Raw genomic sequence first — 15,627 nt, 5'->3', positions numbered from 1 at the left:
CTGCGGGCGCCGGCCGGGCTCCGGGCCAGGCGAATCGCAACGCGAACGACGTAAATGGGTGTGCAGATGGTGGCAACGACAGACATCCCGACCGCCGAGGGCATCGTTCGCGGTTCCCGGGGCCGCCGCGTCTCGCGCTGGCGGTCCATTCCTTTCGCGGCGGCCCCGGTGGGTGAACTCCGGTTCCGCGCACCGCAGCCCGTCACACCGTGGAGCGGGGTGCGCGACGCGACCGAATTCGGATTCGCGGCCATGCAGCATCGCAGCGGCGCCCGGATAGGCCCGCGCCGGCAGCAACCGACCGGCGAGGACTGCCTCACCCTCAACGTCACCGCCCCGAACGGGCCGTCCGCGACACCTCGCCCGGTCATGGTGTTCATCCACGGCGGCGGCTATTTCATCGGCACGTCGGCGCTCGGACTGTATTCCGGGGCGCGGCTCGCCGTGCTCGGCGACGTGATCGTGGTGTCGATGAACTACCGCCTGGGAGCGTTCGGCTACGTCGATTTCGGCGAATTCTCCACGCCCGAGCAGCAATTCGACTCCAACCTCGGCCTGCGCGATCAAGTCGCGGCCCTGGAATGGGTGCAGCGCAATATCGCCGCGTTCGGCGGAGACCCCGACAATGTCACCATCTTCGGTGAATCCGCCGGTGCGCACGCGGTGCTCGCCCTCTTCGCGACGCCCGCCGCCGCGGGCCTGTTCCACCGCGGCATCTCGCAGAGCCCGCCCGCCGACTGGGGTCCGTCCCGAGCCGACGCGCAGCTGTTCGCCCGCCGGTGCGTCGAAAACCTGGGCGCGACGAAGGAAACCGCCGCGAAGGCCCTGATCACCGCGAGCCCCAACGACATTCGCCGGGCGGTCGACAAGGCCGTGGCCACCGTGATGCGCGATCAGCCGGGCATCTTCCCGGTATCGCCCGTGGTGGATGAGGATTTCCTGCCGCGCTCGGCGGTGGCCGCCTTCACCGAGGGCACCGCCCACCGCGTCCCCCTGATCATCGGCACCAACCGCGACGAGGGCACTCTCTTCGTCCGCTTCGACGACACCCTCCCCACCACCCCCGACCGCATACGCTCGGTCCTGCGGCACGCGGACGGCGACGCCGAATCCCGCGTCGTAGCCGCCTATCCCGGTTTCCCCGCCAAGAAGGTCACCGTCCGCATGGGCGGCGATTTCACCTTCTGGCGGCCCGCCGTGGCCGTCACCGAAGCCCACAGCCGCCATGCCCCGACGTACGCCTACCGCTTCGACTACGCCCCCCGATCGCTGCATCTGGCCGGCTTCGGCGCGACGCACGCCCTCGACCTGATCCCCGTCTTCGGCACCTCCCCCACCTTTGCCCGCGCTCTCACCGCGGCCGGCGGCTATCGCGGACTCCTCTCCGTCACAAGACAATTCCAGCAGAACTGGCTCGCCTTCGCCCGCACCGGCGAACCCCTGCCCTCCTGGCCCGCCTACACCGAAGACCAGCGCGCGACCATGATCATCGACTCGCCACCCCGAGTGGTCCACGACCCCGAAAAGCCCAAACGCCTTGCCTGGCAGGGCATCCACAGCCCAAGCCTGGTCTGATCACCTCGACAGCGCTCAGCCGGCACCGCCCCTGACCGATCGCGACTCCAGCGACACCCGGTTCGCCACCGCGCGGCCACCATGGTGTTGACCGCGGTCCGTTCCGCCGTGCGCTCGACCGTGCTGGTCGCCTGGTCGCCTGGTCACCTGGTCGCTGCGGGGAGCGATGAATCTACTTCAACAGTCGAGACATTCGGCGGTCGGCCAGCGGCTTGCCACCGGTTTGGCAGGTGGCGCAGTACTGGAAGGACTTGTCGGCGTAGGAGACTTCGCGGACGGTGTCGCCACAGACCGGGCAGATCTCGCCGGTGCGGCCGTGGACCTGCATGCCGGAGCGCTTTTCACCCTTCAGGCGCGCGGCGTCCTGGCCGACCGATCGTCCGACGGCATCGGACAGGATGGTGCGCATCGCGGAGTAGAGGCGGGCCGATTGTTCCGCGTCGAGCCGCGCGGAGTTCGCGAACGGGGAGAGTTTCGCCCGGTGCAGGATCTCGTCGGAGTAGGCGTTGCCGATGCCGGCCATGACGGTTTGATCGGTGAGGGCGTTCTTCACACGCTGTGAGGTGCCGTGCAGCAGGTCCGCGAATTCGGGCTCGCTCACCGCGAGAGCGTCCGGGCCGAGGCGCGCGATGCTGGGGATGGTGAGCGGATCGTGGACGACCCAGACCGCGAGCCGTTTCTTCGTTCCGGCCTCGGTCAGGTCGAAGGCGGGAGTCGCGCCCTCCGGGGTGAACAGATTCACCCGGATCGCTAGCGGTCCCTTACCCGGTTTCGGCGGCGCCGCGGAGGGCTCGTCGATCCAGCGCAGCCATCCCGCCCGCGATAGATGCGTGACGAGCCACAGCCCGCCGCAATCCACCCCGAGATGTTTGCCCCAGTGCCCGACCCCGGTCACATCGCGCCCGGACAGGGCGGTAACCGGCGGATCGAAGGTCTTCAGCACACTGAGTGCCGCCACATCGACCCGCCCGACCACCGCCCCCACCGCATGCTCGGCCAGGAACTGCTCGAGCGCCACGATTTCTGGCAATTCAGGCACACCCGGCAGCCTACCGATGATCACCGACCGCGTCTCGATGACCAGGCCGAACACCCGAAAACGATTCGGTTCGGCGACCACGGACCCGCGCGATCAACCCGCGCACGCGACCTACTCGCGGCGGGCGGCCCAGACCATGCGTTCGGTGCGGACGGCGAGGTCGTCGCGGTGGGCGATGCTGCCGGGGCCGTGTGGGTCCAGGAGGCTGTCGAGGGCGGAACTATCGGCGCGGGACAGGGTTTCACCGAGGGTGGTGCGCAGGAGGCGGAGGCTTTCGAGGGCGTAGCGGCCGACGGCGTCGCTGTGGGAGCGGTCGAGGTGGATGGAGATCGTGCGTTCGGCGTCGATGGTGAAACCGGCGGCGGTGAGCATCGGCCCCCAGTCGGCGCCGCGGTGCGGTACGTGCTCGGCGTGGAAGGCGTCGCTGTCGGCGTGCAGGCGGTCCTCGAGTCCGGGGCTTTCCGCGGGCGCGTCGGGCGGCAGGAATCGGGGGAAGCCCGCCAATTCCACGACCGCGAACAGACCGCCGGGAGTGAGCAGGTCGCGGACCTTGCGCAGGGCGCGATCGGGATCGGCCATGTGGTGCATGGAGGCGGAGGCCCAGACCAGATCGGGCGCACCGAGATCCGGCCACTCGCCGTCGAGATCGGCGCGAACGGTACGGACTCGGTCGGCCAGACCGCTGGCTTCGGCCCGCGCGCTCAGCCGGCGCAGGTGTTCGGCCGAGGCGTCGACCGCGGTCACCCGGGCATCCGGGAAGCGGGCGAGCAGGGCGAAGGTGCCGGTTCCGGTGCCGGAACCCAGGTCGACGATGTGCCGTGGGGCGCTCGCGAGCGGAAGCCAGGCGGTGATCTCGGCGAGCTGCCCGGCGAGGACTTCCGCATCGAGGTCCAGGATCTCGGCCTGACCTTCGACGGCGTGCGCGTGATCGTGGTTCGCCCCGTGGGCGTGGCCCGCGCCGTGCCCGTGGTCTGTGCCGTGACCGTGACCGTGACCGTGGCCTTCGCCGTGCCCGTGACTCACGCCGTGACCCTTGTCCGGTCCGCGCCCGTCGTTCGCGCCATGCTGCTGCGTGCTCGGAGAGGTGCTCATACGACCACGTTAGAGCGATCATGCGCACATGGCACGACCTGTTGCCATAATGGCAACCAATGCGCCGTGAGGTTGCCGCAGACGCGAGAACTAGGGACTCGGATCCACATCGAGGGAGTCGGCGTCCACTTCCTTGCCCTCACCATCCTTGCCGTCACCGGAGCGCTGGTGCCCGCGCCGGGCGTCCCGATCGAAGATGCCGAGAATCTCACAGGGGCCGCCTTCGGCGCCGATGGCATGCGGAAGCATCGTCGGGAACTCGGCCGCTTGATTGGTTTCGACGCGAAAACGGCTGTTGCCCAACAGAAGTACGGCAGTCCCGGACAGCACCACCAGCCATTCTCGACCGGGATGCGCGCGCAGCCGGGACGGGCTGTCCGGCGGCGGATCGGTGATGCGCTGCCGGACCACGGTCATTCCCGGATCAGCCTTGATCGGCCACCGCATCTGGCCGTGCGCGGCATCGATCCTCGGACTGACCACCACATCATCGGCCGCGGTCTCGACGAGTTGGTCGAGCGAGGTGTCCAGCGCACGGGCGAGCGTGACCAGACTGTCCAGGGCGAGACGACGCTGCCCGTTCTCGATCCGGCTCAGCGTCGACTGACTGAGCTTGGCCCGATTGGCCAATTCCTCCAGCGACCAGCCCTGCGCCACCCGCAGCGCCCGGATGCGTTTGCGCACGAGGCTGTCCAGCTCGTGATCATTTTGCGTCATAGGCAATACCCTATGCGATTACCGCAAGGCGCGACTACCGTCGCCATCATGAGCCCGGCGAACCACCGGGCAGAGGCGAAGAAAGGTGTGACGCCATGTCTGTGACGACGGCCGCGTACGAGAGCGACGAACTACCCGACGAGACCGTCGACGCCGTGGTGATCGGCGGCGGCGCCGCGGGCTTGAACGGCGCCCTGATGCTGGCCCGCTCGCGCCGCTCGGTCGTCGTGATCGACAGCGGGACGCCGCGCAACGCCCCCGCCGCCGGTGTGCACGGACTCATCGGACTCGACGGCACTCCCCCGTCCGACCTGATGGAGACCGGCCGAACCGAAGTACGCAGCTACGGCGGACTGATCGTCACCGGCGAAGTGTCCGCCGCCACCCCCGCCGAGCCGTCCCCCGACGGTGACCTGCGATTCACTGTCACCCTGACCGACGGTCGCACCCTGCGAGCACGACGCGTGCTGGTGGCCACCGGATTACGCGACGTCCTGCCAGATATCCCCGGCCTGGCACAGCACTGGGGACACTCGGTCGTGCACTGTCCGTACTGCCACGGCTGGGAGGTCCGCGACGAGCCCATCGGCCTCCTCGCGGTGGGCCCGGCCTCCGTCCACCACGCCCTCCTGTTCCGCCAATTGACCGACGACCTCGTCTATTTCACTCGGGGCACCGATCTGGACGACATCCGAGCACGGTTCGCGGCTCGCGACATCCGAATCATCGACACTCCGGTGGACCGGGTCGTCACCGCCGAAGACGGCGCCCTCACCGGCGTACTCCTCACCGACGGCCGAACGATCCCACGCAACGTCCTCGCGGTGGCGACCGAAATGTACTCCCGCACAGCAGGCTTGGAAGACCTACAGCTGCCGATGGAGGACCTCCCGAACGGCATGGGCCGCCACATCGCCTCCGGCATGGCGGGCACCACCGCAGTCCCCGGCGTCTGGGTGGCGGGAAACGCGACCGATCTGTCCGCCCAGGTCGGCGCCTCGGCCGCCGCCGGAGCCCTCGCCGGAGCCCACCTGAACGCCGTCCTGGCCACCGCCGACACCGACGCCGCCCTCGCGGCCGCTCGACGCGGCGTCACCGCCTGAGGGAAACCACTTTTCGACACCGGCACCTCCCCGGCGTCCACTCCCGCGCGCTCCGAGATCCCACACGCGATCATCGGCGAGGTTCCCGAAGCCCTACCACCGGACTCCGGGAACCCCGCCGGTTCCTCAGCCGGTCGCCACCGTCATCCGTGGCGGAAACACAGTGTTCCCCACTGGAATCCGGCGCCGATGGCCGAGAGGACATAGGTATCGCCGGGGTGGATGAGACCCTCGGAGTGCGCCCGGTGCACCGCGGTGAAGACACCCGCCGATCCGGTGTTCCCCAGCCTGTCCAGGGTGATCGGCGCACGCGAGGGCGGTACACCCAGTTCCGCCAGCGCCGCGTTCACGATATTCAGGTTGGCCTGGTGCAGGAAGAAGTGGTCGACGGCGTCCACTTCCATTCCGGCCGAGGCGATCGCGGTGCGAATACTGGCGGGCAGGCAGGTGGTGGCCGTCTCCCACACGGCGCGCCCGTCCATCCGGAGATAGTGATCGCGCTCGGCGACCGTGTCGGCCGTCGTGGGCAATCGGGAGCCGCCGGCGCGGATCTCGACGTCATAGGACAGTCGCGATCCGAAATCCCACGACAGCAGCCCGGCCTCGGCGATATCGCTGCGGGACAACACGATTGCCGCCGCGGCATCCCCGAAGAACACCCCGGTCACGCGATCGCGCGGATCGGTGACCCGGGACGCGCAATCCGCCGCGATGACCAGCACCGAGCGAGCCGCCGTCTGCAACAGGTGCGCGGCGATCAGCAGCGCCTGCAGACCGTTGGCGCATGCCGCCTGGGTGATGTCCACCGGTATGGCCCGCTGCGCGCCCAGCGCCTCCTTGACGATCAGAGCGGTCGAGGGCAGCGGCTGGTCCCAGGTGTAGGTGCCGATGATGATGGCATCCAGATCGTCGACCTCGATATCCGTGCGCGACAGCGCGTCTCGGGCCGCCGCCACGCACATGTCCGACACCGCGAGATCGCCGGCGAGCCGCCGCCGCTCCCGAATTCCGGTGCGGCTCACGATCCACGCGTCGCTGGTGTCCAGCGTCCGGGTCAGATCCTCGTTGGTGACGACGGTTTCGGGCAGATGTATTCCCGTGGCCGACACCGCGATCGGCACTCGCAGGCGGACGGTGGATCCCGATCGAGTGGGTGATCCCAGCACACTCGTCACGAGTGCACCCCCGCCAGCAGCTCGACGGTGTTGTGCGCCGGCGCGATGAGTTCGGCGAGATCCACGTAGTAGCGCCCGGATTCGCACGGCAGCCCGAGCAGAATGCGGCGCGCCGCGTCCGCGACGAGCGCGCCACCCAGGGCGACATCCGCCGCCAGCTGCGGCCAACTGCTCAGGGTGCGGCCGATTTCCGGGAACGCCGCGGCCAGCTCGGGGCTGATCCGATCCGCGTCCACCATGCCCAGGATCAGCTCGGCCTTGTCCGCGGCGTTCATCTCCGGCAGCTCCTCGGCCCGCACGTTCCCGATGCGCCCGTGCAGCAGCGGCCGGTTCGGTTCGAGATCGAAGCGCTCGATGTCGAGCATCCCGCGATCGTTGCAGTCCATGACCACCGGAATCCCCTGTGCGCGAGCGCCTTCACGGGCCGCGATCTTCACGTACGGGGTGTCGCACTCCTCGACCAGCAGATCCAGGGCGCTGCCGTCCTCACCGAGGAACTGCGCCATGGTGTCGGCGCCGAGCCCGGCGGGCATGATCTCGATGTCCAGATAGGGGTCGATCTCGAACATCTGCCGGGCGCACAGCACCGCCTTGTTGACGCCGAGATCGTGTACGCCGGTGCGCAATCGGTTCAGGTTCGACAGGCTCAGCTCGTCGAAATCGGCGAGCCGGAACGAGCCGCCGATCCCGCCGAGTACCAGGGTGACCGCGGCGCTGTTGCCGACCGAGAGCCCGACTATGCCGATCCGGGTGTTGAGCAGCCACCGCTGTTCGGGACGCTGGATCTTCTCGCGATTGCGGTCGGTGCGCACCATGCGGTACTCCTCGCGCGGCAGCACGTGCACCAGCCGCCCCGACCACGGATACCACGCCCAGGTGCCGTACACGGCCGGGCTAACACCGGCCAGTTGATCCGATATCGCCTCGGCCAGTTCGGTTTCGGTGAAGCGACGGTGCGGCTCGCGGGTCTTGACCAGTTCGGTCAGCTGATCGTGGATGGTGTCGTGCACGGTGTGCACGACACCCGAGTCGAGCAGTTCGCACAGCTCGGCCGGGTTGCGATCGTCCTCGAAGAGCACCGGGCACCAGGTGGTCCGATCCGGAACCGCCCCGGACCTGGACGTGATCGCGGGCGCGGGCCCACTCGCGCGTTCGGACAGCAGCGAACCGGGGTGCGCGACGACCAGTTCCGGGAACCGGGCGCGCATGCTCGCCACCAGCTCGGTGTATTTGCCCGCCCCGGCCGCCGTGTGGTGGGTGAGGATGACGACGTCCTCGGTGTAGCGCTCGACGTACCGCTGGGTCCCCGCCACCGGATGAAATCCGAATCGCGCGTGGAAAAGGTCCTGCCCGTCCCGGGTTCCGGAGGTGCCGATCATCAGGCGCGCGCCCAGATGATGCGCCGCCCCGATCGCGACCGCGTTCAGATACACACCCAGCCCGAGCTTGCGGGCACGATGCTCGACGACCAATCGGGAATGCTCGAAGGTGTCGGCGTCACATGCTCCCGCCTCCGCGAGCACCCGGGCGTAGTCGGCGTCACCGAGGTACGCGCGGGACTGATACAGCCCGGCCGTATCGGGCGTCGACAGTCGCACATAACCCAGCGGCCGCGCACCCGCATCTCGCCTGGCGATGAAATGCCAAGCCCCGTAATCCAATTCCTGGTCGTCGATATGCGCTCCGTCGCTGTCCCGAAATTCGGGGCGACGGCCGTGGTCGTAGAGGATCCGAGCTCGCAGGCCGCGTAGCTCGGCGACCAGATCCGCGTACCCGTCGGTGGCGGCGGGCACCCGGAAAGCCGAGATATGCCACCGCTCAACATGGTTGCGACCATCCGTGACAAGCCCTTGTTCGGACACGGTCCTACCCGAAGACGACACGCAGGAGTTCCTTTCTAGGATCACCGGCAGCGAGAGAGGGGGAATGGAATATGAAAAACAGACGGCGGCAGCGTGTTTCGCGGTCCGTGCGATCAGGACCCCGCGAATAACGACACCGGCTCGGCATTGCGCGAGCCGATCGGTCGCCCACAGCGAGCCAGCAGCACACCCCGGTGCTCACTCTCGATCATAGGCATAGCCACAGGTTAGCTGAATCTTGAATCACTGGCGATTGCACACGCCACAGATCCCGCGCCCTATCCCATTAATCCTTTTTATTCAGCAGGTGAATTGCCCGCTTTGCACTAACTCTCGTACGCGAGAATGCAATTCGCCGAAAGTTTGCGTGCCGCAACTACCGATCTACGCCGACCACCCGCGCGGCCGTCGAGCGCCGTGCGGGTGCGGTGTGGTTTTCGTGGTGCGGTGTGGTTTTCGCGGCGAGGAGCGGACCGAGCGCGCTAGCCGTTGCGCCGCAACAGATACACGTCCATGATCCAGCCCTTGGCCTCGCGCAGAGCGGCCCGGCGGCGGGCGATGCGGTGTTCGACCACGCGCAGCGGGCCCTCCACGATCGTCTCGTCGGGCATGCCCAGATACGCGCCCCACCAGATGTAGATGTCGTCGCCGGGCACCTGGGTGAAGGAACAGTCACCGTCGAGCATGACCAGGGTGGACTGCCCCGATGCCACGCCCTCCTCGCGCAATCGCCGGCCGGTGGTGATGTGCACCGGCTCGCCGATCTCGTGCAGCACCATGCGGTGCGCGGCGGCCAGCGCCTGCACGCTGGTGATGCCCGGGATCACCTCGTAGTCGAAGTGCATGCGCTCGCGTTCGAGCACCCGCTCGATCATGCGCAGCGTGCTGTCGTACAGCGACGGGTCGCCCCACACCAGAATTCCGCCCACCCCATCGGTGTCGGCGAAAGCCCGTTCCAGCAGTTCCGAGCGCTGCTCGTGCCAGTCCGCGACCACACCCCGGTATTCGGTGTCGGCTCCGGCGCCGGGTACCGTCCGATCCCGCGGCGGGTCGAGGATTTCCACCACCCGGTACGGATGCCGCAGGTGCTCGGTGAGAATCGCCGAGCGCACATCGACGAGTTCCTGTTTCTCGGCACCCTTGCCGATCATGAAGAACACGTTGACCTGGCGCATCGCCTTGATGGCCTGCACTGTCACCTGGTCCGGGTCTCCGGCGCCTATTCCGATCACGTAGAGCTTTCGCACGGTGCGTAAGCTTGCCAGGCGTGGATACGGCCCCCCGAGACACCCAGTACGAGGACCTCCTTCGACTTGTGCTGGATTCCGGCACCCCCAAGTCGGATCGAACGGGCACCGGCACGCGCAGCCTCTTCGGTCATCAGTTGCGATACGACCTCTCCCGGGGTTTCCCGCTGATCACCACGAAGAAGGTGCATCTCAAGTCGATCGTCTACGAGTTGCTGTGGTTCCTGCGCGGTGATTCCAATGTGGGCTGGCTCAAGGAGAACGGCGTCCGCATCTGGGACGAATGGGCCGATGCCCAGGGCGATCTGGGCCCGGTCTACGGGGTGCAGTGGCGCTCCTGGCCGACCCCGGACGGCACCCACATCGACCAGATCTCGCAGGTGCTGCAGACCCTGCGCACCGATCCCGATTCGCGACGCATGCTCGTCTCGGCGTGGAACGTGTCCGAACTGGACAAGATGGCGCTGGCGCCGTGCCATGCCTTCTTCCAGTTCTATGTCGCCGACGGCAAGCTGTCCTGCCAGCTGTACCAGCGCAGCGCGGACATGTTCCTGGGCGTGCCCTTCAATATCGCCAGCTACGCGCTGCTGACCCACATGGTGGCGCAGCAGACCGGCCTGCTGCCCGGCGAATTCGTCTGGACCGGCGGCGATGTGCACATCTACGACAACCACCTGGATCAGGTGCGCGAACAGCTGAGCCGGGATCCCTACCCGTTCCCGACGCTGAAGTTGCGGCCCGCCCCGACGCTGTTCGGCTATGCCTACGAGGACGTGGAAATCCTGGATTACCAGCATCATCCGTTGATCAAGGCCCCGGTGGCGGTGTGAGCGGGGCGCCTGCCCGCACGATCGGATTGATCTGGGCGCAGACCCCGGACGGGGTGATCGGCCTGGACAACACCATTCCCTGGCGTGTGCCGGAGGACATGGCGCATTTCAAGGACGTCACGAGCGGGCACCCGGTCGTGATGGGCAGGCGCACCTGGGATTCACTGCCCGTGCGATTCCGGCCGCTGGCGGATCGGCGCAACATCGTCGTGACCCGGCAATCGGACTGGTCCGCCGAGGGCACCGAACGCGCGGGCTCGTTGCAGGAAGCGATGGCGCTGGCCGGCGACGACCCCGTGTGGATCATGGGCGGCGGCGAGATCTATCGTGCCGCAATGCCTTTCGCCACCGAACTGATGGTCACCGAGGTGGACGCGGCGATCGACGGCGACTGCTACGCCCCGCCGATCGACGACCGGTGGCACGCCGATGAGGTTCCGTGGCGCGAGTCGAGCACGGGTCTGCGATTCAGGTTCCGTCGTTATACGCGGTAACACGGATAACGGGTGAGTCCCGCGTCCGCCAATTCCCGCAACGAACCCTCGAAACGGCCGATCGGCCGGAACCTGTCCGGCATACTCACGGATACTCCGGCGAAAGGCAGTCCATGGACAAAAAATCGCTGACCGCGGTGGCACGCCAGCAGCTCAAGCTGGCCGCCGCCGCATCGAGCGGCCGAAGTTCGCTCACGCTCTACGGAGGTCACGCGCACAGCCTGCGCCAGACCGTGATCGCATTGACGGCCGGGCAATCCCTGGCCGAGCACGAGAACCCCGGTGAAGCCACCATGGTCGTGCTCAGCGGTGTGCTGACACTGATCAGCGGAACCAACGAGTGGAAAGGCTCGGCGGGCGACCTGCTCGTCGTGCCGAACGCACGGCACAGTGTGAAGGCCATCGACGACGTGGCGTTCCTGCTGACCGTCGCCATGTGATCGAATCCGTCCGAGTGATCGAACCCACCCGGACGGCCCGTCGAACCACCTCGACCTGCCGATTCCGCGCTCGCCACAGCCCCGGCGCGCGCGGTTCGGGCAGACACGGAGCAACCGGACGCCGCTCCGGCGGGCTCGGCCGATAGGCTGGAGGGCATGGGTGAGCCGCAGCCGATCCTCGATCCACTCACACCCGCCGCGATCTTCCTCGTCGCGACGATCGACGAGGGTGGCGAATCTGTGGTGCGCGAGGTGCTCGCGGATCTGCCCGGGCTACGCCGATCGGTCGGGTTCCGGCTTCCCGGCGGTGGCCTGACCTGCGTCACGAGCATCGGCTCGCAGGCCTGGGATCGGCTGTTCGCCGGACCGAAACCGGCTGAGCTGCACGAGTTTCCGGGCTATCGGGGCGACAAGCACCAGGCCCCCGCCACGCCCGGCGACCTGCTCCTGCACATCAAGGCCGAAAACCAGGACGCCTGTTTCGAATTGGCGATGACCATCTCCGACCGGCTCTCGGGCGCGGTGACCATCGTCGACGAGACCGTGGGCTTCCGCTACTTCGAGCAGCGCGACCTGCTCGGCTTCGTGGACGGCACCGAGAATCCCGAGGGCAAGCTCGCGTACTCCGCGGCCCTGATCGGGGACGAGGATCCCGAATTCAGCGGCGGCAGTTACGTGATCGTGCAGAAGTACATCCATCCGCTCGGTGACTGGCGCGCCCTGTCCATCGAGGAGCAGGAGCGGGTGATCGGCCGCACCAAGCTGGAGGATCTCGAACTCTCCGACGACGCCAAACCCGCCGATTCCCATGTGGCGGTGAACGATCAGGACGAGCTCGGCACCATCGTGCGCGCCAACATGCCCTTCGGCAGCGTCAAGGACGGCGAGTTCGGCACCTACTACGTCGCGTACGCCGCGTCCCCGTCCATCACCGAGACGATGCTCGAGCGGATGTTCCTCGGCACCGACGACGCGGCATACGACCGCATCCTGGATTTCTCCACAGCAGTCACCGGCACATCGTTCTTCACCCCGCCCGACGGGTTCTTCGATGCGCTGCCGGAGGCTCCGGCACAAGCGGCACAGCCGGGGGCCCCGGCACAGCCGGAGGCTCCGGCACAGGCGCGGACCCCCGAGGACCTCGGGGAATCATCCGGTGACGGCGGCGTTGTTTCGAGCAACGGTTCCCTGGGTATCGGCACGTTGAAAAGGAGTTAACGTATGAACAACCTCCACCGCGAACTCGCGCCGATCACCTCGTCCGCCTGGTCGGCGATCGAGGAAGAGGCGACGCGAACCTTCAAGCGGCACATCGCCGGTCGCCGTGTGGTCGATCTGTCCGGCCCGCACGGCGATGCCTACAACGCGGTCGGGCTCGGCCGCACCAACCTCATCGAATCGCCCGGTGAGGGCGTGCAGGCGCGCCAGCGCGCGGTGGTGCCGCTGGTGGAACTGCGCGTCCCGTTCTCCCTGTCCCGCGAGGAGATCGACAATGTCGAGCGCGGCGCCCAGGACACCGACCTGGACCCGGTGAAGGACGCGGCCCAGCGCATCGCGTTCGCCGAGGATCGCGCCATCTTCGAGGGCTATCCGGCGGCCGGAATCCTGGGCATCCGCCCGACCACGTCCTGCGAGCCGGTGAAGCTGCCGGGCGATCCGCGACTGGTCCCCGAGGCCGTCACCCAGGCGCTGACGAAGCTGCGCCTGGCCGGTGTGGACGGACCGTACTCGGTGCTGTTGTCGGCGGATCTGTACACGGCCGTGAGCGAGACCTCCGACCACGGCCACCCGATCCGCACCCACATCGAACGCCTCATCGACGGTGACATCGTCTGGGCGCCCGCCATCGACGGCGCGATCGTACTGTCCACGCGCGGCGGCGATTTCGATCTGCAGCTGGGTCAGGACCTGTCCATCGGCTACCTGTCCCACGATGCCGAATCGGTGCAGCTGTACTTCCAGGAGAGCCTGACGTTCCTGGTCTACACGGCCGAGGCCGCGGTAGCGCTGGAGGCATAGCCACCACAGCCGCCACAGCCCTGAAAGGCGACGACCACTCCTGCCGATTCGGACGGACTGTGGAGCCGCGGCGTACCCGCCGGGTACGGTTTCCGCAGTCGGTCGGCAGGAGGCGGAATGGCAACGGTGCGCGCGGGCGTGATGCCCGGACGACGCATGGCCCTCTACGGCGTCGCGGGGCTGCTGATGCTGGCGGTGATCTGCGGCGCGACGGTGGCGCTGTTCGGCCCGAACCGGATCTTCACCGGGCTGCTGGTGGGCGTGGCGGCCGCGGTCGCGGTGATGATCGCGCTGGCCGGGCGGGACGGGATCGTGCTGAGCGAGGACGCCATCCTGCGGCGCACGCCCTGGGGAAATTCGACGATCACCTGGGATCGAGTGGTAGCCGGTCGCTTCGCACTCGACGACAGGAACCGCTGGACCCTGGCCCTGGACCTGAACGGCGGCGACGAGCAACACGGTGAACTGGCGCTGCTGTCCATCGCGCCGGTGACCGGACCGGTTTCGGGCGCCTACGACATGCGGACCCGCGAGCAGGTCGCCGAGATCCGAACCATCTTGCGCGAGAAGCAGATTCCGGTGACGATCCTGCCCGAGATCGCCGCGGCGCTCCAGGAGCACTGGAAGATCGCGCCGCCCACCCGCTGACGTCGGCGGCTCGCACAACGGTCCCCGGTGACCACCGAGCACGCGCACCGGGCAGCCGGCGCCCGGCCCTCGGCGACTAGGCTGGCCGGGTGATTCGCACCGCGGCGCTGGCACATATCCGGGACCGTCGTCTGCTGCAGACCCGATCCACCGGCAAGGACGTCTTCTACATGGCGGGCGGCAAGATCGATCCGGGTGAGACCCCGGAAACCGCGCTGCACAGGGAGATTCGCGAGGAACTCGGAGTCGGCGCGATCGACGTGCGCGAACTCGACGTCTTCGAGGCCGAGGCGTACGGCCACGCCCCCGGCACCCGCCTGCACATGACCTGCTACCTCGGCGACCTCACCGCCGACCCGAGCCCCTCGGGGGAAATCGCCGAGCTGCGCTACTTCACCCTGAGCGAATACGCCGCCATGCCGGACGTCGCCCCCGGCTCGCTCATGGTCTTCCGCAGACTTCACGACCTGGGCCTGATCGACGAATAGCACCCCACGGCGAAGTCGTGCGGCCGTACCCGATTCACTCGGCGACCGGATCCCGATCGTGGGTAACGCCCGAGCCGGCCGGAATCCGGGTCGCGGCGGCGAGACCGAGCAGCAGGAACAGCGCCGCGGCCAGCAGTGTGGTGCGCGTGGCATCGGTGAACCCGCGCTCGAGCGCGTCCAGGACGACCGGGGCCCCGTCGTGATCCCGCACCACGCTGATCGTGCCACCGGCGGACTCCCGGGTCGCCGTGGCCAGTGTGTCGGCGTTCTGATCCTGCAGATCGTTCACCGTGTCCAGCTGCCGGGGCAGCGCGTGCCCCAGCGACACCGACAGCAACGCACCCACGAGCGCGGTGCCCATGGCCGAACCGACCTGCCGGACCGTGCTCTGAGTGGCCGACCCCTGACCGGACTGCTCGGGAGGCACATCGGCCAGCACGGTTCCGGTCAGCTGCGCGGACGCCATCCCCAACCCGAGCCCGTAGCAGACCAGCACGGCCGCGAGCCACCACTCGGAGATGTGCGGGGTCACCACGATGGCGGCGATCGCGATGCCGATCGCCTCGAGCCCCAAACCGATCTGCACCACCCGCACCGGCCCATACCTGCGGACCAGGCCCTCGGCGACCCCTGCCGCCACGAACGCGCCCGCCGCCATGAAGGCCAGCACCACACCCGCGCGCAGCGTGCTCAGATCCAGCACGTTGACCATGTACAGCGGCAGTACGAACAGCAGCCCGAATTCACCCACCGCCACCGCGAAGGCCGTGACGTTCCCCCAGCGAAAACTGGGGATGGCGAACAACTTCGGATTCATCAGCGCGGACCGGTGGATCAGATTGCGGTGAATCTCCCAGCGTACGAAGGCATACAGCGCCAGCAGACCGAGCACCAGCAG

At 68.0% G+C, this 15,627-nt stretch carries 16 protein-coding genes; 9 read left to right on the top strand and 7 right to left on the bottom strand.

The window, feature by feature from the left end:
- Nucleotides 1-66: 66 nt before the first annotated feature.
- Nucleotides 67-1,575 carry a carboxylesterase/lipase family protein gene (locus NJ1_RS34740; protein ID WP_067703640.1) on the top strand — a complete coding sequence of 503 codons (1,509 nt, stop codon included), beginning with the start codon at nt 67-69 and terminating at the stop codon, nt 1,573-1,575.
- A gap of 172 nt (nt 1,576-1,747) precedes the next feature.
- Here NJ1_RS34740 and NJ1_RS34735 read toward each other — a convergent pair whose 3' ends face one another.
- The 3 genes from NJ1_RS34735 to NJ1_RS34725 form a co-directional block, all read right to left on the bottom strand.
- Complete coding sequence (locus tag NJ1_RS34735; RefSeq protein WP_067703637.1) at nt 1,748-2,614, bottom strand: Fpg/Nei family DNA glycosylase; 867 nt, start codon at nt 2,612-2,614, stop codon at nt 1,748-1,750.
- Between the two features lie 111 nt (nt 2,615-2,725).
- The gene (locus NJ1_RS34730) at nt 2,726-3,706 is read right to left on the bottom strand and encodes a class I SAM-dependent methyltransferase (protein ID WP_084479166.1); all 981 of its coding nucleotides are present in this window, start codon (nt 3,704-3,706) and stop codon (nt 2,726-2,728) included.
- 90 nt (nt 3,707-3,796) lie between these two features.
- Nucleotides 3,797-4,423 (bottom strand): XRE family transcriptional regulator, encoded by a 627-nt coding sequence (locus NJ1_RS34725; protein ID WP_067703574.1) that lies wholly within the window; start codon nt 4,421-4,423, stop codon nt 3,797-3,799.
- Between the two features lie 95 nt (nt 4,424-4,518).
- Between NJ1_RS34725 and NJ1_RS34720 the strand changes: the two genes are divergently transcribed.
- The gene (locus NJ1_RS34720; protein WP_067703571.1) at nt 4,519-5,526 is read left to right on the top strand and encodes an NAD(P)/FAD-dependent oxidoreductase; all 1,008 of its coding nucleotides are present in this window, start codon (nt 4,519-4,521) and stop codon (nt 5,524-5,526) included.
- Nucleotides 5,527-5,669: 143 nt separating this feature from the next.
- On the opposite strand, the gene NJ1_RS34715 is transcribed toward NJ1_RS34720, so the two are convergent.
- The 3 genes from NJ1_RS34715 to cobF form a co-directional block, all read right to left on the bottom strand.
- Nucleotides 5,670-6,701, bottom strand: a complete 1,032-nt coding sequence (locus NJ1_RS34715; RefSeq protein WP_067703568.1) for a 3-oxoacyl-ACP synthase III family protein — start codon at nt 6,699-6,701, stop codon at nt 5,670-5,672.
- Nucleotides 6,698-8,494 carry a ThiF family adenylyltransferase gene (locus tag NJ1_RS34710; RefSeq protein WP_218025307.1) on the bottom strand — a complete coding sequence of 599 codons (1,797 nt, stop codon included), beginning with the start codon at nt 8,492-8,494 and terminating at the stop codon, nt 6,698-6,700. The genes NJ1_RS34715 and NJ1_RS34710 overlap by 4 nt, the downstream gene beginning before the upstream one ends.
- 551 nt (nt 8,495-9,045) lie before the next feature.
- Nucleotides 9,046-9,810 (bottom strand): precorrin-6A synthase (deacetylating), encoded by a 765-nt coding sequence (gene cobF / locus NJ1_RS34705; RefSeq protein WP_067703562.1) that lies wholly within the window; start codon nt 9,808-9,810, stop codon nt 9,046-9,048.
- Nucleotides 9,811-9,830: 20 nt separating this feature from the next.
- Between cobF and NJ1_RS34700 the strand changes: the two genes are divergently transcribed.
- From NJ1_RS34700 to NJ1_RS34670, 7 genes are all read left to right on the top strand, one after another.
- A complete protein-coding gene (locus NJ1_RS34700) occupies nt 9,831-10,640 on the top strand; it encodes a thymidylate synthase (protein ID WP_067703559.1) in 810 nt (269 codons plus the stop codon).
- A complete protein-coding gene (locus tag NJ1_RS34695) occupies nt 10,637-11,134 on the top strand; it encodes a dihydrofolate reductase (RefSeq protein ID WP_067703556.1) in 498 nt (165 codons plus the stop codon). Before NJ1_RS34700 ends, NJ1_RS34695 begins: the two co-directional genes overlap by 4 nt.
- 113 nt (nt 11,135-11,247) lie before the next feature.
- Nucleotides 11,248-11,574, top strand: a complete 327-nt coding sequence (locus NJ1_RS34690) for a cupin domain-containing protein (RefSeq protein ID WP_067703553.1) — start codon at nt 11,248-11,250, stop codon at nt 11,572-11,574.
- Between the two features lie 156 nt (nt 11,575-11,730).
- Nucleotides 11,731-12,792 (top strand): Dyp-type peroxidase, encoded by a 1,062-nt coding sequence (locus NJ1_RS34685; RefSeq protein WP_067703550.1) that lies wholly within the window; start codon nt 11,731-11,733, stop codon nt 12,790-12,792.
- A gap of 3 nt (nt 12,793-12,795) precedes the next feature.
- Nucleotides 12,796-13,593 (top strand): family 1 encapsulin nanocompartment shell protein, encoded by a 798-nt coding sequence (locus NJ1_RS34680; protein ID WP_067703547.1) that lies wholly within the window; start codon nt 12,796-12,798, stop codon nt 13,591-13,593.
- 117 nt (nt 13,594-13,710) lie between these two features.
- A complete protein-coding gene (locus tag NJ1_RS34675) occupies nt 13,711-14,241 on the top strand; it encodes a hypothetical protein (RefSeq protein WP_067703544.1) in 531 nt (176 codons plus the stop codon).
- Nucleotides 14,242-14,330: 89 nt separating this feature from the next.
- Nucleotides 14,331-14,729, top strand: a complete 399-nt coding sequence (locus NJ1_RS34670) for an NUDIX hydrolase (RefSeq protein WP_067703542.1) — start codon at nt 14,331-14,333, stop codon at nt 14,727-14,729.
- Nucleotides 14,730-14,763: 34 nt separating this feature from the next.
- Here NJ1_RS34670 and NJ1_RS34665 read toward each other — a convergent pair.
- Nucleotides 14,764-15,627, bottom strand: an 864-nt coding sequence (locus tag NJ1_RS34665; protein ID WP_157574522.1) for an MFS transporter, incomplete at its 5' end; no start/stop codon positions are given.

Source organism: Nocardia jejuensis NBRC 103114, from assembly GCF_001613145.1.
In the GTDB taxonomy this organism is placed as follows: domain Bacteria; phylum Actinomycetota; class Actinomycetes; order Mycobacteriales; family Mycobacteriaceae; genus Nocardia; species Nocardia jejuensis.
This window is presented reverse-complemented; position numbering and strand designations above follow the sequence as displayed.

What these genes read in the sequence shown, in the direction of transcription:
- NJ1_RS34730 (WP_084479166.1), bottom strand. Translation starts at nt 3,706, where the DNA reads ATGAGCACCTCTCCGAGCACGCAGCAGCATGGCGCGAACGACGGGCGC.
- NJ1_RS34675 (WP_067703544.1), top strand. Translation starts at nt 13,711, where the DNA reads ATGGCAACGGTGCGCGCGGGCGTGATGCCCGGACGACGCATGGCCCTC.
- NJ1_RS34685 (WP_067703550.1), top strand. Translation starts at nt 11,731, where the DNA reads ATGGGTGAGCCGCAGCCGATCCTCGATCCACTCACACCCGCCGCGATC.
- NJ1_RS34720 (WP_067703571.1), top strand. Translation starts at nt 4,519, where the DNA reads ATGTCTGTGACGACGGCCGCGTACGAGAGCGACGAACTACCCGACGAG.
- NJ1_RS34740 (WP_067703640.1), top strand. Translation starts at nt 67, where the DNA reads ATGGTGGCAACGACAGACATCCCGACCGCCGAGGGCATCGTTCGCGGT.
- NJ1_RS34725 (WP_067703574.1), bottom strand. Translation starts at nt 4,423, where the DNA reads ATGACGCAAAATGATCACGAGCTGGACAGCCTCGTGCGCAAACGCATC.
- NJ1_RS34690 (WP_067703553.1), top strand. Translation starts at nt 11,248, where the DNA reads ATGGACAAAAAATCGCTGACCGCGGTGGCACGCCAGCAGCTCAAGCTG.
- NJ1_RS34680 (WP_067703547.1), top strand. Translation starts at nt 12,796, where the DNA reads ATGAACAACCTCCACCGCGAACTCGCGCCGATCACCTCGTCCGCCTGG.